Genomic DNA, 25929 nt, shown 5'->3' on the forward strand with positions numbered 1-25929 from the left:
CTTGTTATCTATGTCTTAAAGCTGTGCTTCGTATTCACTAAAAAGTCGCGCACGCTTCTCACTGGCATCAATATTTAATACAAATGCTATGGCTACTGATAGGACCAAGAGACTGTTTCCCCCTTGCGATAGGAAGGGGAAGGTTACCCCTGTTGAAGGGATCAAGCCTGATATACCGCCAATGTTAACGAATACCTGTATCAGAATCATACCACCAATACCGATTGCTACCATTGAGTTGAAAGGATCCCTTGCTCGAATACCTACCAAAATGATTCGTAGAATTAAGAAGAATAGGAGAGCGAGAATAAGACTTGCTCCTACAAATCCAAACTCTTCGATGACAATCGAAAAGACAAAGTCTGTATGGGCTTCTGGCAGATACCCTCGTTTTTCAATAGAATTTCCTAATCCCAGACCGAACCATCCTCCATTAACCATGGCATAGTAGGAATTGGCCAACTGGTGTCCAGCTCCAGCCAAGTCATTAAATGGGTTGAAAAAAGCACTGAACCGCTTGGCAACATAACCAAATACGGGAATTTTAGAGAATTTCTCAACACCGATTATCCGAATGGCTGTTAAGGAAATCATAGAGACACCAGCTAGTAAGCCCAGAATAGTTGTGAACCACCGATAAGCTATTCCACTGATGGTATACATGAGCAAGGATACCAAAATCAAGATGGTAGCATTCCCAAGGTCTGGGAAAATCGCCAAACTACCAATCATAACCAGTAGAACAAAACGCCAATCATTGAATGCTCGAGGAAGCCACTGATTAAGGGTTAAAACTTGGAAGTCGTAAACAGCTATCTCATCCTGTTGTTTCGAAAAACGCTGTGCTAGATACCAGACAATAATAATTTTCAAATACTCTGCTGGTTGAATCGTGATGGGACCAACCTTAATCCAGCCATAGGCACCGTTGACAGGAATCCCAATTAAACGCGCTAGTGCCAGCAGTATCAGCTCAACAAACATGACGATAAAGAGTAATCGCTCATTTCGCAGAAATCCTAATTTCAATTTATAAATCAAGGCAATTAAAAACAAACTGGCTATCCAGAAAATTCCTTGGTTTCGAACCAGTTGTAAGGTGCTTTTTCCCTCTTGGATAAGAGTTGCACTCGTTGTCGAATAAACTACTATCAATCCTAAAACGGATAACAGTAGATAAGGAATCAAAATGGAATAATTCAGCAGGTGCCTTTTACTTATTTTCATATGTCACCTATCTTTCGGAAAAATATTTTTATTTTCCCTTATTATTTCTAGTTTTACATGCTATTATACCATTTTTTAGGCTAGAAAAAAACTCTTACAGTATAAACATTCGAATTTTACTCAAAACAGACTCTGGACTAGAATGTCTTGAGTGTTCCCCTTATCCGATCTATCGAGCGTTTTAAGTTACTAGGACTTTTAAAACTATAATGTTGATATTTTATAAACTTAAAAACTACCTTCCAAACAGAGGAAGGTAGTTCATTACTATCTTAGTTTGAGGCGCTACTGCTGCTGTCAGAAGTTGTTTCGCCTTTGATGTATTGTGTAAAGATATTTTGGAAGGCCTGATCTTTAACTTTAATGTTGGCATCTTGTAATTCTTTACTAATAACACCTTGAACAAAGGTTGCATCATTTTGTTTTTGAGTCAAAATGATTGTTTTAAGTTTTTCTTTATAATCATCCAAGTTAGAAGATTTTTCTGATTTCTTCGTCAACTTAACAATGTAGAAACTACTTGTATAAGCTTGAGTTCCTGGAGCAGTGATTACATCAGAAATTCCGTTGACATCAAGCGCAAAAGCTGCTTTCTTAACTACGTCTGGTAATTCTGTTGATGCAGAGTCAAAAGTAATTTCTCCACCATTTTCTTTTGTCTTTTCGTCTGTAGAATTGTCTTTTGCAAGTTGTGCAAAGTCAGCTCCAGACTCTTTTGCTTTGGCAAGAACTTCCTTAGCCTTATCTTCACTGTCAAGTTTAATAATTTGAGCCGTTACTTCTGGAGTATACTCTTCAAATGCTTTTTTATAGTTTTCGTCTGTTAATTCAGCTTCAGCGGCTTTCTTAACAGCATACTCAACTAATTTACTTGTACGAATTTGAGCTTTACGGCTTTCTGCAGTCATACCTGAACGGGCGAGAATCGTTTGATAGCTATCACCGTATTTCTTTTGTTCTTCTGCAACTGCATCATCTACTTCTTTATCACTTACTTCTGAACCATATTGTTTTTCAAAAACTTTTTGAATGGTCATATTCAGCAAGACTTGTTGAGCAGTCGCATTATTTTTGACTTCTTCAAAGAATTGATGCTCAGTGATAACATCGCCTTTCATGCTAATCAAGTCAGTTCCTTCAGAACTGTTTGAACAAGCAGCCAAAGTAGCTACTGACAACAATGTGATGGCTCCCGCCATTAGTTTTTTCTTCATGTTTACTCCTTTTGTTCACTAAATAAAGGTTTACCTTATCTATTTTACCAAATTGTCTTAAAAATATCTGAAATCAATCAATATCAGGCAGTTCTACTTCTGATTGATTCTTTCTTAGCATGAGAATCCCATCTCCAAGTGGAATCAAGCTAGCGGTTAAACCAGGATTCTCTAAGGTTGCATCAAATAGTCTTTGCAAGCCACGATAAATCGTCCGTTGTCCACGTCGGACTTCCATGATATCCCTCGCAATATCTCCTCCTTGGAAAATATCATCCAAGACAACGACTCCACCTACTTCGAGGTGTTTGAGGATTTCTGGTAGAAAGACGATGTATTTGGACTTGGCAGAATCCATAAATACAAAATCATAAGTCTCTGTCAACGTTGACAGGACATCTACCGCATCACCTTCTAAGAGAGTGATTTGTTTGCGGCTATCAAATTTTGCAAAATTTTCTTTGGCAAAACCAATCATCTCAGGATTTCGGTCAATAGTTGTAATTTTTGACTTAGGTGAATGCTCTGCCATTAAAAGTGCTGAAAATCCAATAGCCGTCCCGATTTCCAAAATGTTTTTTGGTTGAATGGTTTCCATAAGGAAACGAAAATAAGCGACGGTTTCATGAGGAATGATAGGAATATTCTCCTTGCGAGCAAAGTTTTCTAGTTCTTTTAGGGAACCCGTCACCTGCTTTTGTCTGTGGCGCATGAACTCGACAATCTCATGCTTGACAACAGGACGTCGCATGTTATGATTGGCATTTTTACTATAAGACTTTACCATCTGCCTTATGCCAATCCTAATTTTTCAACAAGGGCTTCAAACTCATCCAAACGGCGTTCAAAGACTGCAAAGGCATCGTTGAGGTAATCTTCTTTTTCCATATCAACACCCGCTTTACGCATGATATTGAGTGGATAGTCTGACTTCCCTGCCTTGAGGTAGTCGATATAGTGGTCACGATCATCTTGGCTACCGTGAACAATCTTTTCAGCCAAGGCTGAAGCAGCTGCAAAGCCTGTTGAATACTGATATACATAATAGTTATAGTAGAAATGAGGAATTCGAGCCCACTCATACTGGATTTGAGGATTATCTTCCTTACTCAAGCCATAATATTCTTGGTTCAAGTCAGCATAGAGGTTGTTGAGGAACTCACTTGTCAAGACTTCACCATTTTGATCGGCTTGGTGGATAGCATGTTCAAATTCAGCAAATTGAGTTTGGCGGAATACTGTTCCACGGAAACCATCCAAGAAGTTGTTGAGAATGGCAAAGCGTGTTGCATCATCTTGAACTTCTTGCAATAATTTTTCTGTTAGGATGTTTTCATTAGTAGTTGAAGCAATTTCTGCCAAGAAGATTGAGTAGTCTCCGTATACATAAGGCTGGGTTTCACGTGTATAGCTAGAATGCATACTATGTCCTGTCTCATGTACAAGAGTAAAGAGATTATCTAGGTTATTCTGCCAGTTAAGAAGCATGAAGGCATTTGTATCGTATGATCCACCTGAATATGCACCTGAACGCTTGCCTTGGTTTTCATATACATCAATCCAACGTTCGCTGAAGGCACGTTTAACACGACTCAAGTAATCCTCACCAAGAACTGCCAAAGATTCTTCCGCTTTTTTTAAGGCTTCCTCATAAGTAAAGCTGTATTCCACTGAAGACAATGGAGTGTAGACATCGTACATCTTGAGGTCTGGAATACCCAAGATTTTTGAACGAAGAGCCAAATAACGATGCAAGAGTGGCAAATGCTTACGAACAGCAGATACTAGATTATCATAAACACTTTCTGGCACAAAGTTTGCCGCAAGAGCTGCTTCACGCGCACTCTTGTAGTTACGGACTTTGGCACGGTAGTTTTGCACTTTAACATTGGTCTGCAAGGTTTTAGCGTAAGTGTGCTGGTATTGCTCATAAGTAGCATAGAGGGCTTCATAAGCTCCACGACGAACCTCACGATTCTTAGATTCTACCAAGCGCATATAAACGCCGTGTGATAATTGAACTTCATTTCCATCTTCATCTTTAACAAATGGAAAGACGATATCTGCATTATCTAAAATAGCAAAGGTTTCACTAGCAGCACCGAAGATTTCCCCAGCACCTGCAAGCAACTCTTCTTCACGTTGTGAAAGGACATGGTCCTTATTTTGCAATAGTTTATCAAAGAAGTGTTTATAAGGCTGGAGTTTTGGTTCTTCTGCTAAAAAGTTTTGATACTGGTCTTCTGTAATAGCCATAAATTCTGGTTCATAGAAAGAGAAGACTTGATCAAGTTGACTATAAAGAGTCATTGCTTTTGCATAGTATTCTTGATATTTAGCTACTCGTGTATCTTGGTCGTTTTTCATATGTGCATAGACATAAAGTTTTTCAAGACGACGACTCAAGTCCAGATAACGCTCTGTAATGTCAAGAAGGCTTTCTGCACTATCCAAGAGATGTCCTTCAAGACTAGCTGCTTGTTTTGTATCTTCCGTTAAAAGGGCGAGTTCTTCTTCCCATTTCTGGTCAGATTCAAAGATCGTTGATAGATCCCATGTATCTTTTTCATTGATTTCATTTCGTTGTAATACCATAAGTTTCCTCCATCCTTTCTATTTTACCATATTTTTTAAGAAATATTGCTGATAAAAGGCAGGTGGATAGAGCTTTTGTAACTCAGTTTGAGGATTTTTTTGATAATAAATTCGAAAGTTGCGATAATAATCACTAATATCCTGTTTAATTTGACAAAAAGAATCATGTTCTATCGGCCTTACTTGAGGATACCAGTCTTGATTCTTCAGATTCAAAAGGTTCTCCCCTCTCAAGTAGGCCTTGGCTTGTTGCTTCATCCAATAGGGATTTTGATAGTAGAGTTGTTTTTGAATGTAATGACAAATGTTCCTGTCCTGTTTCACTGAAAAAGTGATAATATTTTGTTGCTGATAAGGAGTCCGTAATATTTCTAGAAGATTTCCTTTGCCATAAGGAAATTCCTTGACCTGATAATGGAGTTTCCCTTTCAAATCTTGGTGGAGGAGGTACTTGAGTCTCAAAACTTGTTTTTTATGGTCTAACTCCCAAATATGAAAGCCCATGTTATTACTAAAGTAAAGAAAATCTCTCTGAAGTTGAGTTAGTCGTTCTTTTAGCCAGAGCTTTTCTCCTAGTAGCCAAAGAACTTGAATTCCCAAACTTCGATAACCATTGCTTCTCTCCCGTAAAAGTTCACAAGAAATGGGACTACACTGAATTTCTAGAGCTAGTTGCTTGTTGATAAAGATATCAGCAATCTGCTTCAGTTCAGGTATGGGATATTCCATTTCAACCTCATCATTCTCCTTAGCCCAATAAAACAGTCTTTTCTTGTTTTCCAGATGCTCTGGTCCTTCATTTTCATGGAAAAAATCACATTTTTTGAGACTTTCATGCGCAAAATGCCTTCTCACATTTTTCCTTTTTCTCATGCGAACACTTGTTCCACAAGCTGGACAATAATAAGCTTGTTTGACTAGTTCATCCTCCAAGGCATTGACTAACCTCCCATTTTCATCTCTAGCTAAGAACATAAAACCTCCTCTTCTACTTTATTCGAAAAGTATAAGAAAAAGGCTGAGAAAACCAGCCTTTCCATTATATTTTGAGGATAATTCTTTAACCCAGCTCATATTTTATGCTTTTTGATCTGTTTTTGTAACATGGGAATCAAATTTGAAATTTGATCTTGTTTAATCACCAACACACCGTACTCTTGACAGCGATGGTTATATACGGGATTGATTTTGCCAGAGCAAACAATTAATTTCAAACAAGTTTCACCAGCAAAATGATTAGCATATACCTCTAGTTCATTAATAGCTTCCACAGACAAGTCTGTCATTTTACAAGATATAAAAATAATAGATTGACCTTTACGGAGGACAACATCAATTTCATTTTGTACATTATCAACTTCAGGGAAAATACCATTCCAGTCAATTTCTGCCCCTATCATACATTCATCAAAATACTCTGACTCTATCGCTAAAAGATAGAGATATAATTCTAAAATATGACCTTTAGTGCGACAGAGCAATTGTGCCTCGGGGCTAGAAAAAGTGTAACTAATATGATCGGAACTTTCCTCATCAATATGAATCAAGTTAGCTTCTGTTAGTAGAGGAATCATAGATTCTGGATAAGGGTACTTTTTACCGTTACTTTCCAAAACTCTTGCTGTTTCAGCGTGGAAATCAGTTGTTTTTGCTAATGCAAAGAATTGAGTGATCAGATACCATTCTTCTGGGTTTAAAATTGCATAGTTTGCTAGTTTTTTGATGGTAGTAATTTGTTTCGGACTGTATTTAGGTTGTTTCGCTTTGATGAGTTTACCACCCCTTAAGGCCATCAACTGTTCAATGGTTAGGTTAGGAATCACTAACTCTTCCTTCTCCACTTTACCCATTTTCCATTTAAATTGTTTTCCTTTCTCAATATCTATTGCAATAATCGGTAATTGCTTTTCCAAACCATACTGATACAGAAAAATAGCTAATATCGAATCTCCTCCAAAAACATCTAAGGTCACTGAATCATAGTTAGTCAAGAAAAGATTCAAATCATCCGTAATCTTATCTAGACTTATTTGCCGAAAATGCACTTGCTTTACATGGGAAACTTGATTCAGCAAAAAATGTTTCAAGGCCAATCTTTCATCTTCTGCAATTTTTTTCAGGGAGAGAAATAAAACCTCATCACAACCACAAATAAAAGTCTGATAAACATTTTTCTCGATAGTGTGATGATCAAAAAGTTCGACTAAAAGACTAGGCATATCGCTACCTCCCTATTAAAAATTTACTAGTTGTATGGAAAATTTAAAATTACTTAGAATAAACTTCATAGAAATATGGGTTAAGAGATTGTCTTAAGCATTTTCTACACATCTAGTATAGCATAATTCAGTTGATTGGCCCTCAAGTCTTTATATGAAAAAACGAATAGAAATGGATAGCTATTCGTTTTAAGATTTTTATTTTACTTTTCTTGCCAACATGGTCGCAAAGCGTAGTTGGATACGATTGCCATTTTCGTCACGACGGTGCAAATGACCAGGATTTTCATTATACTTGATCAATTCCCAGTCCTTGTAGTAATTTGCCAACTCACCCTCTTTGAAGGTAAATGGGAAATTAACAGAACATGGATAATCCTCTGTATCCATAGCACAAACGATCAAATTATAGCCACCGATAGATGTTTGTTCTTGCATATTTTGAATTATAGCAGGAATACGATCTGCTTGTAAAAACATGAGTACAACTGTCGATACGATAAAATCGTAAGTTTGTCCTATGCTAGCTGAATTGATATCGTAGAGACCGACAGGCATCTCTAAATCTTCTTGCTCTACGATACTTTGCAAGATTTCAAGGGATAACTCATTTTGATCTACAGCTGTGACATCAAATCCATGTTGAGCGAGAAAGAGGGCGTTTCTTCCTTGACCACATCCTAGGTCTAGTGCCTTACATGGCTTGACCGTCTGCATAGCTTCTAAAACCTCCGAATGAACTGGATTGGTATTGTATTTCTTAGGGAAATAATCTTCCGGCTTACAATAAAATTCTAAATACCACTCCACATCATCTGTGGCAGCTTCTACACGGTGCCAAGCTTGAGGTTGCGCCATCGGATTATCAGCACCCGCTTCAAAGAGGTACTCAGCTATAACTTCTCCCTCCTCAGTCAATTCAATAAACTTAAGAGCCCCTTTTAATACGGTAATCTTGCCCCAGGTTCCGACCTTGGTATTGTGTTTTCTTTGAACAGCTTCAGGCATGGTGTCTTTATTCCATACTGGCATTCGTTTATAGGCAACTAGTTTTTCCATTTCCTTCACTCTTTCTATCGATGGTTAACTGCTTTCATAACACGCGCAATGTCTCGGTCTTGCTCACGACGTTTAATCGACTCACGTTTATCGTAGTCATGTTTTCCTTTAGCAAGTCCTAAAAGAAGCTTGGCATAGCCGTCTTTGATGTAGACTTTAAGTGGAACCAGAGTCATCCCTGTCCCTTTGGTTTCTTGCTCCAATTTCTGGATTTGCTTTTTATGAAGGAGAAGTTTACGACGACGTTCTGGTTCCTGATTCCAGATGTTGCCCTCCTCATAAGGAGCGATATGGACATTGCTCAGCCAAACTTCCCCATTCTTAACCTGAGCAAACCCATCTTTCAGATTGATGCGGGCTGCTCGAACACTCTTGATTTCAGTTCCTGTCAGGACCATTCCTGCTTCTAGCGTATCTACGATAGTATAGTCGTGGTGCGCTTTTTTATTTTGCGCGACGACCTTTCCCTCGCCCTTTGCCATGCTTAGCTCCTTTCTTTGCTACTTCCTTATAAAAAGGTTTCTTACTTTTTTTCTTCTTGTCTTTTGAAGAATGCTTACGCTTATCATTTGAGCGACTAGCTTTTCTCTTGTCTTCTTTCTTATCCGAACGACGACCTCTATCCTTACGGCCAGAATGTTTCAAGCCTTTCTCAATGACATCAAATTCACTTGGAATAAAGGAGAAATCAATCTCACCAGTCATCTTATCGGCTCTTTCAACACGAATACGTATCTGTTGTCCCACACGGAAGGTTATCCCTGATTTCTCCCCACGAAGAGTCAAATCACGTTCGTTAAAATGATAGAACTCAGGTAAATTAGTAATGTGAATCAAGCCTTCGACTGTATTTGGTAATTCAACAAAAAGACCAAACTTGACGATACTTGAAACGACTGCATCATACTCTTCACCCACAAACTCTTCCATGTATTCAGCTTTTTTCATGGCTTCAACTTCACGCTCTGCCTCAATAGCTCTGCGCTCACGATTTGAAGACTGGGTCGCAATCTCTGGAATGACCTGTTCAAAATGTTCTGCTATTTCCTTGGAACGTCCATAGTCACGAATCATACGGTGAACCAAGAGGTCCGGATAACGGCGAATCGGACTGGTAAAGTGAGTGTAATAGTCCGCTGCCAGGCCATAGTGCCCATGGTTATGCTCAGAATAACGAGCCTGTTGCATCGAACGCAGAAGCATCATAGAGAGAACATCCGCATAAGGCTCACCTTCAACAGCACTCATGATGTCTTGGAGGGCTTCCTGACTAATCTCACTAGCAGTTCCGTAGATTCGCAAACCAAAACTAGAAGCGTAATCAATAAATTTCTGAACTTTTTCAGCTTTAGGTTCCTCATGGATACGATAGATAAAAGGTAAATCAAGCTTGCTAAAATGCTCTGCAACTGTTTCGTTTGCCATCAACATAAAGGACTCAATCATACGTTCTGCAGTACCGCGATGACGAAGAACAATATCTACTGGTTTCCCTTGCTTGTCAACCAATATTTTAGCTTCATTGGTATCAAAATTAAGAGCTCCACGCTTAATCCGCATACCTTCAAGAATTTCATGGAGCTTAGCCATGAGTTCAATGCTAGGAACAATTTTCTTATACTCTTGTCTCTTCTCCTCATCACCTGCTAGGATATCATTCACATCACTATAAGTCATACGGAAACTTGTCTTGATAACTGTCTGCGTAATGGTGTAATTACGAACCCGACCATTTTTGTCAATCTCCATAATGGCAGACTGAGTCAAGCGGTCCACTTGAGGATTAAGAGAACAGATGCCATTTGAAAGTCGTTCTGGCAGCATTGGTACAACTCGGTCTGTCACATAGACGGAAGTCGCACGATTTAGGGCTTCCTTATCAAGAGCAGAACCTTCCTTTACATAATAAGAAACATCCGCGATATGAACTCCAAGTTCAAAATTTCCATTCTTCAATAGCTTGATGTGAACTGCGTCGTCCAAGTCCTTAGCATCTGCTCCATCTATGGTAAATGTAATTTCATCTCTCAGGTCCAGACGGCCTTCCATGTCTTTTTGGGATGGAGCATCAGGTACACTTTCCGCTTCTTGCAGAACAGCCTCTGGAAACTCTGAGACAATATCCATAGACTCTAGGACTTCAAGGACATCAATCCCTGCATCCGTTGAATGTCCCACAACATCTAGGACACTCGCCACAAAGAAGTCGTGTTTCTTACTTGGGTATTTATCGATAAAGACCTTGAGAACTTCTGTCCCTTCTAGCTTGAGAGATGGTTTTTTCACATAAATCGGTTGACTTATTTTTTGGTTTTTAGAACGGATATAACCTGCATACTTAGGCTTTTCCTCATCGAGAATAATTTGCCCAACAACTGTCGTTAAACTGTGCTCTAGGATGTCGATAATCTTTGCTTCTGCAGCAGTTCCTTTGTTACGGTCAGCAACTTTCTTGATGACAACTTCAACAGTATCGCCATCAATGGCATAGTTAACATCACTTTTTCCAACAAAAAGATCGTCTTCTTCGCCTTCAAGACTTACAAAACCGAACCCATTTTTATGGGCATGGAAAATTCCTTTTAGAGTAATCTCATGTTTTTTCTTCTGGTCTAGGGTTAAACTACCATCTTCTTCAAAGCGAATCTGGTGCTTACGTTCCATCAAGGAGAGAGTTTTGATTAACTCACGGAAGTCCTTTGAACCATCCTTCCCGAGAGCACTGGCCAAGTCATTGACTGTGACACTCCCCTTCTCTTGTAAATATTCTTTTATTTTATCTTTCATGTTTACTTTCTAGATTTATAATATTTTCTTTTTGGTGTAAAACCTTATTTCTTTTAAAAATAAAAATAGGCAAAGACCTAGTCCCGCCCATTATTTTCTTATCTACTTGATAATACCGTCAATGCTAAGGCAATGGCTAGCCAGAAAAAGACTAAAATTCCTGTCAAACGTTGCATCACAGCTTCAAAACCGCGCGCTTTGCTACGTTCAAACAAATCACCTGCACTGGCATCAAATACATTGCTAGATTGGTTTTTAGTTGGTTGCATAAAAATTGCAATCACAATCACAACAGATAATACTAATAAAATGGTTAATAATAGGTTATACATATCAAACTCCTTAAAATCCCTATTATTCTACCATAATTTCTACTTAGATTCAAGATGTAGAGTCACTTTTCTTTCTTTAGGACAATACTTTAAGACCTCAATCTTGTCTGGATGGGTTTTGGAGTTCTTACTGGTTAGATAATTGATGCTACCACAAGAGGAGCATTTGAGATTGATTTTTACTCGCACTAGATTTCCTTCACTTTTAATAATGTTCTAAATTGGATAAGGTTAAATAAACAACTGAGAGCTACACAAAGAGCTGTTGCATAAAATACTGAGTGATAGCCAAATTGTCCCGCTACTGCTGATCCTGCTAAGGGACCTATCACTCCTCCTAGATAAAAGAAGACTTGATTAAAGGCAAATACCCTTGAAATGCCTGATTTGGGGGTCATCTTGCTAAGGAGTGCATTTACACCAGGGATCAGAGCTCCTGTCCCCAGACCAAATAGAAAACGATAGAAGCCTAATTGGAATGGGCTAGTCGCATTTGCACATAATAGATATATGAAAACTGAATATACCTGAGCTACGACAAGGAGTCGATGATTGCCCACTTTATCACCTAATTTACCCATGATACCTGCACTCATCATACTTGAAAATCCCATACTGGATACAATCAAACCAGAGACAAAAAGAAGATTCTCTTTCTGTCCCAAATCTCGTACATAAAGGGCAAGGATGGGACCGATAGATTGGGCGGCAAATTGAATCACAAAACTAGTTAGAAATAGATTCAACAGGATAAAAGGGTATTTGACAGAGGTAAAAAGTTCTCTTGTGGGAAGGGCTTTTTCTTTCGATACTGGTTGGAATTTTTCTTTGATAAAAAGAATGGTTAAGAAAGCAGCCAAAAATAGGAAACTACCAACTAATAAAAAGACATTTCGAATGCCAAAAATTTCGGCAATGAGTCCACCGACAAAGGGGCCAGTCAAAGTTCCAGCGACAACACCAGTTGATAAAGTCCCTAGAGCGTATCCAGACCTATCTTTGGGTACTTGACTAGCAATCAAGGCTGTTGCATTTGGAACAAATCCTGTAAAAACTCCATTAAGGAATCGTAAGAACAAGAGCCAGAAAACATTTGGAACGAAAGCTAAACCGCCCATGGTAATGGTCATGGCTAGCCCTGCACGAATCATCATAGGTTTTCGACCATACTTGTCTGCTAATATTCCCCAAATTGGTGATACAAAGGCTGCAGAAATTGCAGAAACAGATATAGCTAAACCTGAATAAAAGGCAACTTGATCCCCTTTAACTCCTAACTGTTCCACAAAAATAGGCATGAAAGGAACAACAAGAGAAATGCTGGCCCCCGTTAAAAAGCAACCAAACCAAGCAATACGAAGATTATCCTTCCAACTAATCTCTTGCATGGATATAGCCTCCTTCAAGTAATTTCACTACCTGACTCAAAAGTTGCTCTCGACTGCCATTATTATCTATTACACAAGTAGCCAATTTTTTCTTTTCTTCTAAGGGCCACTGGGAGGAAAGACGGGCTTGTGCTGCATCTATAGTCAAACAATCTCGTTTCACTAAGCGATCCAGCTGGGTATCTCGACTTACATAAACTAGCCAAGTTTCATCAAACCATGAAGCATAGTCTTGCTCAAAAAGTAATGGAATATCCATGAAAAATACGTCCTCAGTCTGAGCTAACTTGTCTCTCAAATCCCACAATTCTTCACGGATAATTTGGCCTTGAGTTTGTTTAGACCACTCTCTCTCCTCAGAGTTAGAAAAGATAAGACTGGCAAGTAATGGTCGATTCAATTCATCATTCTCAAGAAGGATATTCTCCCCAAAATGATCCACTAAAATCCGATAAAGTCGTCCACCGGGTTTTTGTAGTTGGTGAACCACGGCATCTGCATCCACTACTTCAAACCCATTTTGCCTTAGAAATTCTGTAACGGTCGATTTCCCAGAAGCAATACCGCCTGTGATTCCGATTATTTTTCCCATCAGTCCCTCCTTTGACAGTTTGGACAAAAGTGAGTGCCTCTCCCGCCGAGCTGAAATTTCTCAATTACGGTTCCACAACACGAACAAGATTGCCCAGTTTTATCATAGACCTGATGAAATTCTTGCATGGTGCCATCTTCTCCAAATGCATTGGTATAGGTGCGAATAGTTGAACCACCCTTTTCAACAGCCTTTCCTAAAACCTTAATCGTTTCATCATGGACTTTTCTGGCCTCTTGAGCAGTTAAACTGTTAGAAAGTCTAGAAGGGTGAACCTTGGCCCTCCAGAGTACTTCGTCTACATAAATGTTTCCCAATCCTGCAACTAGCGTCTGGTCAAGTAAATGAGATTTAATAGGTTTTTTTGACCTTTTCAAGGCTCGTTTAAATCTTCCTAAATCAAAATCTTGCTCAGTAGGTTCTGGTCCAAGCTTTTTAGATGCAAAGTAAGCATCTAAGAGTTCAGGAGCAAGCAATTCCATAGTGCCAAACTTGCGTAGATCCTCATAAACTAAAGTACCACCATCTTCAAACTGGATGAAAATATGATCATGCTTACGTTCAGGAACATTGGTTGGATAATAAAAATACTTGCCTTCCATCCGTAGATGAGAAATCAAAACCTTATCTGTCAAGTAGAAAAGTAAATACTTGCCACGGCGCCCCATCGATTGAATCTCTTGACCAGGCACTTCATTTTGAAACTCGTCCAAATCTGTCTTAATCATCTTGGGATAGCGAATTTCTATACTCGAAATCTTCTTCCCTAGAATCAGTTTTTCAAGACCTCGTCGAACCGTTTCGACTTCAGGTAATTCAGGCATAACTCCTCCTTCTCTAAAAACAAGAAGCAGGCTACTGCCCACCTCTTCTTAATATTCTTTTTCGTTATAGCCAAAGTCAGCCAAATCTAGCTTCTTATCTCGCCAGTTTTTCTTAACCTTGACCCAAGTTTCTAGGAAGACCTTGTCCCCTAGCATAAGCTCGATATCACGACGGGCCATAGTCCCAATTTTCTTGAGCATGGCACCACCTTTACCGATGACAATACCTTTTTGGCTATCACGTTCGACCATGATAGTTGCTCGAATATGAACCTTGTCTGTATCCTCGTCTCTTTTCATTGAGTCCACCACTACTGCAACTGAGTGTGGAATTTCTTCACGAGTTAAGTGTAAGACCTTTTCACGAATCATCTCAGAAACCAAGAATCGTTCTGGATGGTCAGTAATTTGATCCGCAGGGAAATATTGGAAACCTTCCTCAAGATTTTCACTGAGAATATCGACTAGACGAGAAACGTTATTTCCCTGAAGGGCTGAAATAGGAACAATTTCCTTGAAATCCATCTGATTACGGAAATCATCAATTTGAGCCAAGAGCTGGTCTGGATGAACCTTGTCAATCTTATTGACCACCAAAATTACAGGAACTTTAGCAGCTTTAAGACGCTCGATAATCATATCATCACCCTTACCACGCGCTTCATCAGCAGGCACCATGAATAAAACAGTATCCACCTCACGAAGGGTGCTATAGGCTGACTCTACCATAAAATCTCCGAGTGCTGTCTTAGGCTTGTGAATTCCAGGAGTATCGATAAAGACGATTTGCTCCTTATCAGTGGTGTAAATCCCCATGATTTTATTGCGCGTTGTCTGCGCCTTATCACTCATGATGGCAATCTTTTGCCCCATAACGTGATTCAAAAAAGTTGACTTCCCTACATTTGGACGTCCTAAAATGGCTACAAAGCCTGATTTAAATGTCATAATTTCCTCTTACTGTTTAAAATAATAAATCCCAAATCCGTGGGAGAAAGATAAGTGCACCTGTCAAAGCGGCAAAAAGAGAGACCACAAGCACGGCACCAGCTGCCATGTCTTTAGCTTTTTTTGCCAACATAGAAAAGTGATAGTGACTAGCCAAATCTACTACATTTTCAATAGCTGAATTAATAATCTCAAAAGCTACTACCATGAAAATGCTCAAAAGTAGAAATAACCATTCGATTCGTGACACCTGAAAAACAAAACCTGCAAGGACAACTATTAGAGCCGTCACTGCATGCTTTCTCATGTTACGTTCTTCCTTAATCGCAGTAAAAATCCCTGTAATGGCAAATTCTAAACTGGAGATTAGGTCACGATTTTTCCATTTTCGTTTATTGTCTTGTGAGTCCATAGGCTGTCAAAATTTCTTCTTGTAAACCGAACATCTCCGCTTCTTCCTCGGGAGTGTAGTGATCATAGCCGTTAATGTGTAAAAAGCCGTGCACTGCCAAGAAGCCCATTTCACGTTCAAAACTATGACCGTACTCCTCAGCTTGCTCATGTGCCTTATCAATGGAAATGAAAAGCTCACCGATATAAGCATCAAATTCTGACATCATATCTGCCAAGTCGGGATCATTTTCCAGATCTTCCTCATCAAAGGCAATCTCTAACTCCGGCTTATATTCAAGACTGATAACATCTGTTGGACGATCGGTATCACGAAACTCTAGATTGAGTTCATGGCTTCGTTCGTTGGTCACAAATGTGACCGCCATTTCCTTGTCTTCTTTTCCAATTTTTTTTGCAGCAAATTCTAAAATTTCCTGTGTTTGTTCTAAAATTTCTTTTGAAACTTGTCCAGTTTCATCTACCATTTCAATATACATGTGCTTCTCGATTCTCTTTACTTGGCTTTATTATATCACATTTCTATGATTTTATTCTACCTTTTTGATATAATACTATGGAATACATTCACGAGGAGAGAACCATGTCATTTGATGGATTTTTTTTACACCACATGGTTGAGGAATTGCGAACTGAACTACTAAATGGTCGCATCCAAAAGATTAATCAACCCTTTGACCAAGAATTGGTCCTGCAAATCCGTAGCAATCGCCAAAGCCATCGTTTGCTCCTGTCTGCCCATCCAGTTTTTGGACGCATCCAGTTAACAGAGTCCACCTTTGAAAACCCTGCTCAGCCATCTACTTTTATTATGGTATTGAGAAAGTACCTTCAAGGAGCAGTTATCGAGTCAATCGAGCAAATTGAAAACGATCGTATCGTGGAAATCACGGTTTCCAATAAAAACGAGATTGGGGACCATATCCAAGCCACGCTTATTATCGAGATTATGGGCAAACACAGCAATATTCTCCTTGTAGATAAGTCTAGTCACAAAATTCTTGAAGTTATCAAGCATATCGGTTTCTCTCAAAATAGCTACCGTACCTTATTACCAGGTGCTACTTATATCGCTCCTCCAAGTACAGAAGCTCTCAATCCTTTTATGGTCAAGGACGAAAAACTCTTTGAGATTCTACAAACCCAAGAGTTAACTGCTAAAAACCTTCAAAACCTCTTTCAAGGTTTGGGAAGAGATACAGCAACCGAGTTAGAAAGACAACTGCTTAATGATAAACTAGCCACTTTCCGGAACTTCTTTGGACAAGAAACCAAACCTTGCCTAACAGATAAATCCTTTTCTTGTGTGCCTTTTTCTAGTAAAACAGCGGAGAATTTTGACAGTCTTTCACAATTACTTGATATCTATTATAAGGATAAAGCCGAACGTGACCGTGTGAAACAACAGGCTAGCGAACTCATACGTCGAGTTGAAAATGAACTACAAAAGAATCGTCAAAAACTAAAGAAACAGGAAAAAGAACTTCTGGCTACCGAAAATGCAGAAGAATTTCGTCAAAAAGGTGAGTTACTAACCACTTTCCTTCATCAAGTTCCCAATGACCAAGATCAGGTCATTTTAGAAAACTACTACACCAACCAGCCTATCACGATTGCACTTGATAAAGCTTTAACTCCAAACCAAAATGCTCAACGCTACTTCAAACGCTATCAGAAATTAAAAGAAGCTGTTAAATACTTGACTGACCTGATTGAAGAAACCAAGGCAACCATTCTCTATCTAGAAAGTGTCGAAACGGTACTCAATCAAGCCGGACTCGATGAAATTGCTGAAATTCGCGAAGAATTGATCCAAACAGGATTTATCCGCAGAAGACAAAGGGAAAAAATCCAGAAACGGCAAAAACCTGAGCAGTATCTAGCTAGTGATGGAAAAACGATCATCTATGTAGGGCGCAATAACCTACAAAACGAGGAATTGACCTTTAAAATGGCCCGTAAAGAAGAACTCTGGTTCCACGCTAAGGATATCCCTGGAAGTCATGTTGTTATCTCAGGCAATCTCAATCCGACTGATGAGGTAAAAACAGACGCTGCAGAACTTGCAGCCTACTTCTCTAAGGGACGTCTCTCAAATCTCGTTCAGGTAGATATGATTGAAGTTAAAAAACTCAACAAACCAACTGGTGGAAAACCTGGTTTTGTCACCTATACTGGGCAAAAGACCCTCCGTGTTACACCCGACCCTGAAAAAATTCAGTCCATGAAAATCAAATAAAGTCTTGTATACTTGTGGGCTGTTACTGCTATAGACTCAAATAAAAATGGGAGGTGCATTCAATGCTACGGCATATCAAATCTATTTTAACCATTATATTCGGAGCAGCCATTTATGCCTTCGGACTCACGTATTTTGTTGTGCCCCACCACTTATTCGAGGGTGGAGCAACGGGAATCACCTTGATTACCTATTATCTCTTTAACATCCCTATCTCCGTGATGAACCTCATCATCAATATCCCATTATTCATTCTAGCCTGGAAAATATTTGGTGCAAAGACCCTATACAGCAGCCTACTCGGAACCATTTCCTTATCCATGTGGTTAGCAATCTTTGAGAAGATTCCTCTCAACTTTAATCTTGAAGGAGATCTGGTCATTGTTGCATTAGTTGCGGGTGTTCTTTTAGGACTTGGTCTGGGTATTATCTTCAATGCTGGTGGTACCACTGGAGGAACAGATATCGTCGCTCGAATCCTGAACAAGTACACCAATATCTCCGTGGGGAAATTACTCTTTGCATTAGACTTCCTTATCTTAATGCTCATTTTAATTATCTTCCAAGACCTTCGTCTCGTTACTTATACACTTCTATTTGACTTCATCGTTTCTAGAGTTATTGACTTGATTGGTGAAGGCGGATATGCTGGAAAAGGTTTTATGATTATCACTCAAAAGCCTATGGAAGTGGCAGATAAAATCAATGAAGAGTTAGGTCGAGGTGTCACCTTCATATCTGGACAAGGTTACTACAGTCAAAAAGATTTAAAAATTATCTACTGTATCGTAGCAAGAAATGAAATGATTAAGATGAAAGAATTGATTCATACGATTGATCCTAAGGCCTTTATCACCATCACTGAAGCTCACGAAATTCTTGGGGAAGGCTTCACATTTGTGAATGAAGAAACTTCCTAATATATAGACAACAAAAATAGTAACTTCAAATTCGAAGTTACTATTTTTTTGATGATAAAAACGGAAGAAAAAAATCTTCCGTTTTACAAGTCATTATTTTTCAGCTGTAAGTGCAGCCATTGTGATGTAGTTGTATGGTTTGTTGAAGTGTGGCAAGAAGAATAGGTCTGTCAATGCCAACTTGTCGATTGTAACATGTTCTTGGATAGCCAATGAGAACATGTGAATTCCCATGCTGATTGCTGAATCACGTGATACCATTTGAGCACCAAGGATTTCACGGCTATCTTTATCAAAGACAATCTTGATTGCTACTTCATAGTTGTCATGTTTCATAAATTCTGGTTTTTGAAGATCGTTGAAGCCTGTTTCAACAGCATTGTAGCCTGCAGCTTTAGCTTTTTCAAGAGTCAAACCAGTTGAAACCATGTGAAGACCATAGATTGAGATACCGTTTGATCCTTGAACACCGATTCCTTCAAGTTCATGTCCACAAGCATTGTAAGCACCTACGATACCAGTACGTACAGCATTTGATGCAAGAGCGATGTAGCTAGTGTCTTTACGAGCGTTGTCATAAACAGTCGCACAGTCACCCACAGCGAATACTCCTGGAAGTGATGTTTCTTGTTTCTTGTCTACAAGGAAGGCACCGTTGCGGAAAAGTTCAATCTTGCCATCAGCAAGAGCTGTGTTAGGACGGAAACCAACTGCAAGAACAACCATGTCAACATCGAATGTTTCTTTGTCAGTGATCAAGCGTTCAACTTTACCGTCACCTTCGATAGCTTTAACAGTTTGTCCAAGTGCCAAGCGGATATTGTGGTCTTCCAAGTTCTTAGCCATCAATTGCGTGAAGTCTTTATCGTAGTAACCGTTCAAGACTGTATCTACGATATCAACAAGGACAACTTCTTTTCCAAGACGTTCAAATGCTTCAGCAAGCTCAACACCGATGTATCCACCACCGACAACAGCGATACGCTCAAGATGTTTGCTCTTGTCAGCAAGTTTGTTGATAACTTCTTCTGCGTTTTGGTACAATTTAACGAATTGTACATTTTCAAGAGTTGCTTTGAATTCGCGGTTACCCTTAACAATTTCAACACCTTCGATTGGTGGCAAGATTGGAGTTGAACCAGTCGCAAAGATCAATTTTTCGTATGATTCTTTGTGTTCTTTTCCATCAACTTCAGCAGTTACAACTTTGTTATCATAGTCAATTGAAAGAACTGGTGAGTTCATATAAACTTTAGCACCTTTTGCTTCCAATTTTTCTTTATCTGAGTAGAAGAGACCTTCTGGACCATCGATTTGCTCACCAATCCAAAGAGCCATTCCACATCCTAGGAATGAAATGTTTGAGTTTTGGTCAAAGACAACGATTTCATTTTCACTTCCAAAATTGTCCAACATAGTGTTGATACAAGCAGTTCCAGCGTGGTTAGCACCCACGACTACGATTTTACTCATAAGATAATTCCTACCTTTAATTTTTTATTTACCTTTCTAGTATATCATTATCTGTGAGCGTTTACAAGCTTTTTGACTAGTTTGCTGTTTTTTTGAAATTTTTTTGAAATATATATTAATTTATTTTCAACCTTTCCAAAGTTTTTTGCACATTTTTTATTTATTCAAGCATATTTCTTGACTTTTTGTAAAAAATAATTTGTGAAAACGCTGACTTTATGATATTCTATTTATATGGAAATGAAATTTAAATCTTCAGATTGCTTTCATATCTGGATTTACAACTATTTCCAATTGATTTGAAGGGAGTTGATTCTTTGCCTCTCAGTTCATTATCTGAACGGTTAATGGGAACTACGATTACTATTTCCTTGGTACATGAACAAGCGGATAATCTTCTCCGTCAAGCTTTTGATTTGCTAAAAGAACTTGAATTTCGATTTAATGCAAATAGTATCGAATCGGAATTGATGGAAATTAACTATCAGGCGGGAATTGCCCCAGTTAAGGTACACCCTGATCTGTTTGAACTGATTTCTTTAGGATTAGAACACAGTCTAGCTCCTGGAAGTCATCTCAATATCAGCATTGGTCCTTTGGTACAAACCTGGCGTATTGGTTTTTCCGATGCAAAAGTTGCTAGTCCTGAAGAAATTTCTTCGGTTTTACCATTGATAGATCCCCGTTTTATCAAACTTGATTCAATTTCTTCTACTGTTTTCTTAGAAAAGAAAGGAATGAAAATTGATTTAGGTTGTTTAGCGAAGGGCTATAGCGCAGATAAGGTTGCTACTTTCTTAAAAGAAAATGGTGTCACTTCTGCTCTTATCAATCTTGGGGGAAATATCCTTACCATTGGTAATAACCAAGCCAGAAATGGACAACCTTGGCAAATTGGTATTCAAGACCCTAATCATCCACGTGGGAATCACCTGATGACCTTATCTATTACTGGAAAGTCAGTTGTTACATCTGGAATTTATGAACGGCATCTTGAAATCGATGGAAAGGATTATCATCACATTTTCGACAGCGAAACTGGCTATCCTATTGAGACGGATTTGGCTAGTTTAACGATTATATCTGACCGCTCAGTTGATGGTGAGATATGGACCACACGATTGTTTGGTGAACGTAGCGCTTCTATCATGTGGCAAATCGAAAATATCGATGGAATCGAAGCCATCCTTATTGATAAAGATGGACATATCGCTTGTTCATCCGGTATCCAAAGATAAATAATAAATAATGCAAAAAGAGAAAGGAAAGCTCATGCTAAAACTTATTGCTATTGTAGGAACTAACTCTAAACGTTCCACAAACCGCCAACTGCTTCAATATATGCAAAAACACTTTGCTGATAAAGCAGAAATCGAATTGGTAGAAATTAAAGACCTACCAGTCTTCAACAAACCTGCAGATAAACTTATTCCTGCAGAAGCCTTAGAAATTGTTGCAAAAATTGAAGCAGCTGATGGTGTGATTATCGGTACTCCTGAATACGATCACTCAATTCCTGCTGTTCTTATGAGCGCTCTTGCTTGGATTTCTTATGGAGTATTTCCACTTCTTAACAAACCAGTGATGATCACAGGTGCTTCATACGGTACACTCGGTTCATCACGTGCTCAATTGCAACTCCGTCAAATCTTGAATGCACCAGAAATTAAAGCAAATGTTCTCCCAGATGAGTTCTTGCTCTCTCATTCTCTTCAAGCATTCGATAAGAATGGTGACTTGGTAGATCTTGATGTAATCAAGAAATTGGATGCCATCTTTGATGACTTCCGTATCTTTGTCAAGATTACTGAAAAATTACGTAATGCACAAGAACTTCTTCGTAAAGATGCAGAAGAATTTGACTGGGAAAATTTGTAAGATAGGAGATCGAAAGAATGAAATTTGTTGGACTTGTTGGATCAAACTACGACCAATCATATAACCGCAAACTCTTGGAATTCATCCGTCGTAACTTCAAACTAAAATTTGAATTAGAAGTTCTTGAAATCGATGAAGTTCCAATGTTTAACCAAGACGAAAAATGGGACGAAAGCTTCCAGTTGCGCCTTCTTTACAACAAAATTACTCGTGCTGATGGTGTGATTATTGCTACTCCTGAGCACAACCATACAATTTCTGCTTCACTCAAGTCAGTTCTTGAATGGCTTTCATATGAAGTACATCCATTCGAAAACAAACCAGTGATGATCGTGGGTGCTTCTTACTACGACCAAGGAACTTCTCGTGCGCAAGTTCACCTTCGTAAGATTCTTGACGCTCCAGGTGTAAATGCCTATACTCTTCCAGGGAATGAATTCCTTCTTGGAAAAGCTAAAGAAGCTTTTGATGCTAACGGAAATATTATCAACGAAGGAACTGTTAAATTCCTTGAAACTTGTTTAGATAACTTTGTCAAATACGTAGGAGTCGTTTCTAAATTGAAAAAACCAAAACCAATTGAACCAGAAGACTTGGATTGTGGAAAACCAATCGCTACAACTATTACAGAAGTTGATCCTGACGATCCAAACTGGGTAGAAAAAGTTGCAGAAATCACAGGTGCTGTTTCAGGTGATACATATGTTAAACTTGACCATGGTATCTTGACTGTTAACCAAATCGATATGTTCTTGAAAGCTATGCCTTTTGAATTGACATACGCTGACGATAACAACCAATTCCTCTACTACAACAATGCTCACCAAGATCCTGATACAATGTTTGCAAAACGTGTACCATCTCAATCTGGTAGCCGTATGTCAACCGTTCACGGTTCTCTCCCACCAGCACGTATGAAAAATGTTGAGTGGGTTATTGGAACACTTCGCAATGGTAACCAAGAATACGTACGTACAATCGTTCCTGGTTCACCTGCTGGTGTTATCAACACTCACAACTACCAAGCTATGTACTATCCTGACGGTTCATATGCTGGTATCAATGAAATTGTCTTTAACTTCCAACCATGGCTTGACTGGTACTTGAAAGAAACAGGTCAACGCTTGGTAGGTGGTAGCGGACCTTTTGCTCCTGCTGCTGGAGGTCATGGCGACGCAGATGCTACTTCTGGGGCTTCTGACTCAGCTGACGGCGGCCATGGAGATGCAGACGCTACTTCTGGTGCAAGTAACTAATACTCAATGAAAATCAAAGAGCAAACTAGGAAGCTAGCCGCAGGTTGCTCAAAGTACTGCTTTGAGGTTGTAGATAGAACTGACGAAGTCAGTAACATATATACGGCAAGGTGAAGCTGATGTGGTTTGAATTTGATTTTCGAAGAGTATAAAATTTAATACTAAAGGAACCTCTTTAGGTTCCTTTTAAAAAAACAAAGACTCGGTTAGATTTCCCTAACCGAGTTTTCTATATCTCAAAATTATGAATTTGGATCGTCAAGACTACGACCATGCAAGCCTTTTTCACGTTGTACCTGACGAAGTTTTTCAGGAGTCACATCATTTCCATCTTCATCTACGATTTTGATTCCTTCAATGTGATGACGAACCGAACGACGATAGCCTTCGATATATTCCTCACGAAGTTTAGCTTGTTCTACTTTTTCTTCTGCAGTCAAGCCTTCTGTTTTTTTCTTTTTGGCAAGCTCATTAATACGAGCGATTTTTTCTGGTGTCATATTTGGACCTCCAATCTACTTTTTAATTTCTATTTTGTATTAAGAAGATTAAAAGCAGCGACAGTTTTTGCTTTATTCACAAGTTCAGTTAGAATAGCTAGGCGATTATTCTTAACATCAACATCCTCTGCCATAACCATAGTATTGTCAAAGAATGCATCAATAACAGGACTAAGAGCAAATAACTGCGTTAATTTATCACTAGCTGAACCTTTCAATTCTAGATTTTCTACTGCTTGAGCTAGTTCTTTTTCCTGTTCATTTTCAAAGAGACTAGTATCAACTTTGACTGAACCTTCTGCTTTTTCCGCTAGGTTAAAGGCACGAGATAAGGATTCAACAGCTGGTTTGTAGTCACTATTTAGAGATGCTTCTTTCAGTGCTTCTGCTGCTTCAATCATATCTGCAACAACAAAGTTTGAGCTTGCTAGAACAGCTTCCTTAATATCTTTTGCAGTAGAACCCATCATCTTATCAACACGAGCTTTGATGAAGTTAAGCACTTCTTCTTGATTATCGTAAGTTAGGCTATCAAATGATAAAGCATAAAGGCTAGCAATCAATTCGTCCATTGGAATATTCCAGCCAAAGTCTTCCAAGATACGGACAATCCCTTGTGTTGCTCGACGAAGAGCATAAGGGTCATTTGAACCAGATGGAATCAAACCAACAGAGAAGAAGGACAAGAGAGTATCCAATTTATCAGCTAGTGCAAGGATAGCTCCGACTTTAGACTCAGGAAGAGCACCATCTGCAGAATCTGGAAGGTAGTGTTCACGAATAGCTTGTGCTACTGCTGCATTCTCACCAGCGAGAAGAGCATATTTCTCACCCATGATCCCTTGAAGCTCATCAAATTCACCAACCATACCAGTCAAGAGGTCAAACTTATAAATGGCTGCAGCACGAGCAAGGTCAACAGTTTCATCAACTGATAAACCTGCTTTTTCTGCCAAAAGAATAGCAATTTGCCCAGTACGAATCATGTGCTCACGAAGTGAACCAATCTTTTCGTGGAAAGTTACATGAGATAACTTGGCTACAAGATCTTCAATCTTGAGTTTTTGGTCTTCACGCCAGAAGAATTCTCCATCTTCCAGACGTGCAACTAAGACTTTCTCATTTCCTCGGATAACATTATCCAAATACTCTGCATTTCCGTTACGAACAGAAATAAAGTTTGGTTTTAGATTTCCATCAAGGTCACGTACTACAAAGTAGCGTTGGTGAGTTTCCATTGAAGTGACCAAAACTTCTTCTGGAACCTCTAGGTACTTAGGATCAAAATTCCCCATGAAGGCAGTTGGGTATTCAACCAAATTCAGAACTTCATTCAAGAGTCCTTCATCAATTTGTACCTGAACACCTTCTGCAGCTTCGATAGCCTTAATTTGTTCACGAATCATATTTTCGCGTTCAATGCTATCTGCAATAACATAAACTTTGCGCAGGTCTTCTTCATAGCTGTCAGCATGCTGAATTTCTACTTCGTGACCAAGGAAACGATGTCCACGGCTAACTCTTCCTGAATGAATATCTAAGAAATCCATATCGAGTGCCACATCATCCAAAAGAACTGTCAACGTATGGACTGGACGGATATATTCAAAGGTATTGTTTGCCCAGTGCATACTTACTGGGAAGCTTAAGCTAGCCAATACTTCTGGAATTCCAGTCAAAACTTCCTCAGCTGGTTTTCCAGCCTCATGCTTAGTTACGTAGACATATTCTTCACCCTTAATTTCACGGAATTCGATATCATCTACAGTCAAGCCTTTACCACGGACAAACCCTTGCGCTGCTTTAGAGAAATTTCCTTCTGCATCCAAAGCAATTTTTTTAGAAGGTCCTTTAAAATCTTCAGTCAAATCTGTTTGTTGGTCTGCCAAGCCAAGTACGCGAACAGCCAAACGACGTGGAGTTGAAAAAGTTTGAATTCCTTCGTATGAAAGGCGGTTATTATTCAAAAAGGCTGCCATTTTTTCACCTAGTTGTTTTTCACTTGGTGTAACAACGTAGGCTGGTAACTCTTCAAGTCCTAGTTCTACTAATAAGTTTTTTGCCATG

General features: G+C 39.0%; 25 protein-coding genes. 5 read left to right on the forward strand and 20 right to left on the reverse strand.

Annotated features, from left to right (window positions below; genetic code table 11):
• Positions 1–15: 15 nt before the first annotated feature.
• The 17 genes from ftsW to ybeY all read right to left on the reverse strand — a co-directional run bounded on the left by ftsW (position 16) and on the right by ybeY (position 16075).
• Positions 16–1227 (reverse strand): cell division peptidoglycan polymerase FtsW, encoded by a 1212-nt coding sequence (ftsW, locus tag HMPREF1116_RS11455; protein WP_000703366.1) that lies wholly within the window; start codon positions 1225–1227, stop codon positions 16–18.
• Between the two features lie 272 nt (positions 1228–1499).
• Positions 1500–2441: a peptidylprolyl isomerase PrsA gene (gene prsA / locus HMPREF1116_RS11460; protein ID WP_000728085.1), complete on the reverse strand. Its 942-nt coding sequence runs from the start codon at positions 2439–2441 to the stop codon at positions 1500–1502.
• A 73-nt stretch (positions 2442–2514) separates the two neighbouring features.
• Positions 2515–3228 (reverse strand): O-methyltransferase, encoded by a 714-nt coding sequence (locus HMPREF1116_RS11465; RefSeq protein WP_000241074.1) that lies wholly within the window; start codon positions 3226–3228, stop codon positions 2515–2517.
• Positions 3229–3233: 5 nt separating this feature from the next.
• Positions 3234–5036 carry an oligoendopeptidase F gene (gene pepF, locus HMPREF1116_RS11470; protein ID WP_000244113.1) on the reverse strand — a complete coding sequence of 601 codons (1803 nt, stop codon included), beginning with the start codon at positions 5034–5036 and terminating at the stop codon, positions 3234–3236.
• Between the two features lie 18 nt (positions 5037–5054).
• Complete coding sequence (locus tag HMPREF1116_RS11475) at positions 5055–6011, reverse strand: competence protein CoiA (RefSeq protein ID WP_000477856.1); 957 nt, start codon at positions 6009–6011, stop codon at positions 5055–5057.
• 95 nt (positions 6012–6106) lie between these two features.
• A complete protein-coding gene (locus HMPREF1116_RS11480; RefSeq protein ID WP_001139564.1) occupies positions 6107–7255 on the reverse strand; it encodes a DUF1887 family protein in 1149 nt (382 codons plus the stop codon).
• 198 nt (positions 7256–7453) lie between these two features.
• Positions 7454–8314: an SAM-dependent methyltransferase TehB gene (gene tehB, locus HMPREF1116_RS11485; protein ID WP_000413783.1), complete on the reverse strand. Its 861-nt coding sequence runs from the start codon at positions 8312–8314 to the stop codon at positions 7454–7456.
• A gap of 14 nt (positions 8315–8328) precedes the next feature.
• On the reverse strand, positions 8329–8796 hold the full coding sequence (gene smpB / locus HMPREF1116_RS11490; protein ID WP_001051741.1) for an SsrA-binding protein SmpB: 468 nt from the start codon (positions 8794–8796) through the stop codon (positions 8329–8331).
• Positions 8759–11101 carry a ribonuclease R gene (gene rnr, locus HMPREF1116_RS11495; RefSeq protein WP_000653286.1) on the reverse strand — a complete coding sequence of 781 codons (2343 nt, stop codon included), beginning with the start codon at positions 11099–11101 and terminating at the stop codon, positions 8759–8761. The genes smpB and rnr overlap by 38 nt, the downstream gene beginning before the upstream one ends.
• Before the next feature lie 98 nt (positions 11102–11199).
• Complete coding sequence (secG, locus tag HMPREF1116_RS11500; protein ID WP_000282514.1) at positions 11200–11433, reverse strand: preprotein translocase subunit SecG; 234 nt, start codon at positions 11431–11433, stop codon at positions 11200–11202.
• Between the two features lie 39 nt (positions 11434–11472).
• On the reverse strand, positions 11473–11622 hold the full coding sequence (gene rpmG, locus HMPREF1116_RS11505) for a 50S ribosomal protein L33 (protein ID WP_001809104.1): 150 nt from the start codon (positions 11620–11622) through the stop codon (positions 11473–11475).
• The gene (locus tag HMPREF1116_RS11510) at positions 11622–12821 is read right to left on the reverse strand and encodes a multidrug efflux MFS transporter (protein WP_001156292.1); all 1200 of its coding nucleotides are present in this window, start codon (positions 12819–12821) and stop codon (positions 11622–11624) included. The genes rpmG and HMPREF1116_RS11510 overlap by 1 nt, the downstream gene beginning before the upstream one ends.
• Positions 12808–13413 (reverse strand): dephospho-CoA kinase, encoded by a 606-nt coding sequence (gene coaE / locus HMPREF1116_RS11515; protein ID WP_000516161.1) that lies wholly within the window; start codon positions 13411–13413, stop codon positions 12808–12810. Before coaE ends, HMPREF1116_RS11510 begins: the two co-directional genes overlap by 14 nt.
• The gene (mutM, locus tag HMPREF1116_RS11520; protein WP_001114615.1) at positions 13413–14237 is read right to left on the reverse strand and encodes a DNA-formamidopyrimidine glycosylase; all 825 of its coding nucleotides are present in this window, start codon (positions 14235–14237) and stop codon (positions 13413–13415) included. Before mutM ends, coaE begins: the two co-directional genes overlap by 1 nt.
• Positions 14238–14285: 48 nt before the next feature.
• Entirely contained in the window at positions 14286–15185 is a 900-nt protein-coding gene (gene era / locus HMPREF1116_RS11525) for a GTPase Era (RefSeq protein ID WP_000143255.1), read from the reverse strand.
• Between the two features lie 16 nt (positions 15186–15201).
• Positions 15202–15597, reverse strand: coding sequence for a diacylglycerol kinase family protein (locus HMPREF1116_RS11530; RefSeq protein WP_000378151.1), 396 nt, complete (start codon positions 15595–15597; stop codon positions 15202–15204).
• The gene (gene ybeY, locus HMPREF1116_RS11535) at positions 15578–16075 is read right to left on the reverse strand and encodes an rRNA maturation RNase YbeY (RefSeq protein WP_000275150.1); all 498 of its coding nucleotides are present in this window, start codon (positions 16073–16075) and stop codon (positions 15578–15580) included. The genes HMPREF1116_RS11530 and ybeY overlap by 20 nt, the downstream gene beginning before the upstream one ends.
• 104 nt (positions 16076–16179) lie before the next feature.
• Here ybeY and HMPREF1116_RS11540 point away from each other — a divergent pair, with 104 nt between their 5' ends.
• Both HMPREF1116_RS11540 and HMPREF1116_RS11545 read left to right on the forward strand, forming a co-directional pair.
• Positions 16180–17835 carry an Rqc2 family fibronectin-binding protein gene (locus tag HMPREF1116_RS11540; protein WP_000006762.1) on the forward strand — a complete coding sequence of 552 codons (1656 nt, stop codon included), beginning with the start codon at positions 16180–16182 and terminating at the stop codon, positions 17833–17835.
• A gap of 62 nt (positions 17836–17897) precedes the next feature.
• Positions 17898–18755: a YitT family protein gene (locus HMPREF1116_RS11545; RefSeq protein ID WP_000943915.1), complete on the forward strand. Its 858-nt coding sequence runs from the start codon at positions 17898–17900 to the stop codon at positions 18753–18755.
• A 93-nt stretch (positions 18756–18848) separates the two neighbouring features.
• Here HMPREF1116_RS11545 and nox read toward each other — a convergent pair whose 3' ends face one another.
• On the reverse strand, positions 18849–20228 hold the full coding sequence (nox, locus tag HMPREF1116_RS11550) for a H2O-forming NADH oxidase (RefSeq protein WP_000036803.1): 1380 nt from the start codon (positions 20226–20228) through the stop codon (positions 18849–18851).
• A gap of 317 nt (positions 20229–20545) precedes the next feature.
• Between nox and HMPREF1116_RS11555 the strand changes: the two genes are divergently transcribed.
• The 3 genes from HMPREF1116_RS11555 to HMPREF1116_RS11565 are packed head-to-tail and all read left to right on the forward strand — an operon-like array spanning position 20546 to position 23362.
• Complete coding sequence (locus tag HMPREF1116_RS11555) at positions 20546–21466, forward strand: FAD:protein FMN transferase (protein ID WP_025171319.1); 921 nt, start codon at positions 20546–20548, stop codon at positions 21464–21466.
• Positions 21467–21500: 34 nt separating this feature from the next.
• The gene (locus HMPREF1116_RS11560; RefSeq protein ID WP_000915942.1) at positions 21501–22106 is read left to right on the forward strand and encodes an NADPH-dependent FMN reductase; all 606 of its coding nucleotides are present in this window, start codon (positions 21501–21503) and stop codon (positions 22104–22106) included.
• Positions 22107–22123: 17 nt separating this feature from the next.
• Positions 22124–23362, forward strand: a complete 1239-nt coding sequence (locus tag HMPREF1116_RS11565) for an NAD(P)H-dependent oxidoreductase (protein WP_000673684.1) — start codon at positions 22124–22126, stop codon at positions 23360–23362.
• A gap of 242 nt (positions 23363–23604) precedes the next feature.
• Here HMPREF1116_RS11565 and HMPREF1116_RS11570 read toward each other — a convergent pair whose 3' ends face one another.
• Positions 23605–23862 carry a DUF896 family protein gene (locus tag HMPREF1116_RS11570; protein ID WP_000187071.1) on the reverse strand — a complete coding sequence of 86 codons (258 nt, stop codon included), beginning with the start codon at positions 23860–23862 and terminating at the stop codon, positions 23605–23607.
• A gap of 29 nt (positions 23863–23891) precedes the next feature.
• A complete protein-coding gene (glyS, locus tag HMPREF1116_RS11575) occupies positions 23892–25928 on the reverse strand; it encodes a glycine--tRNA ligase subunit beta (RefSeq protein ID WP_001107507.1) in 2037 nt (678 codons plus the stop codon).
• Between the last annotated feature and the right edge of the window lies 1 nt (position 25929).

Source organism: Streptococcus sp. SK140 (assembly GCF_000259525.1).
Classification (GTDB): domain Bacteria; phylum Bacillota; class Bacilli; order Lactobacillales; family Streptococcaceae; genus Streptococcus.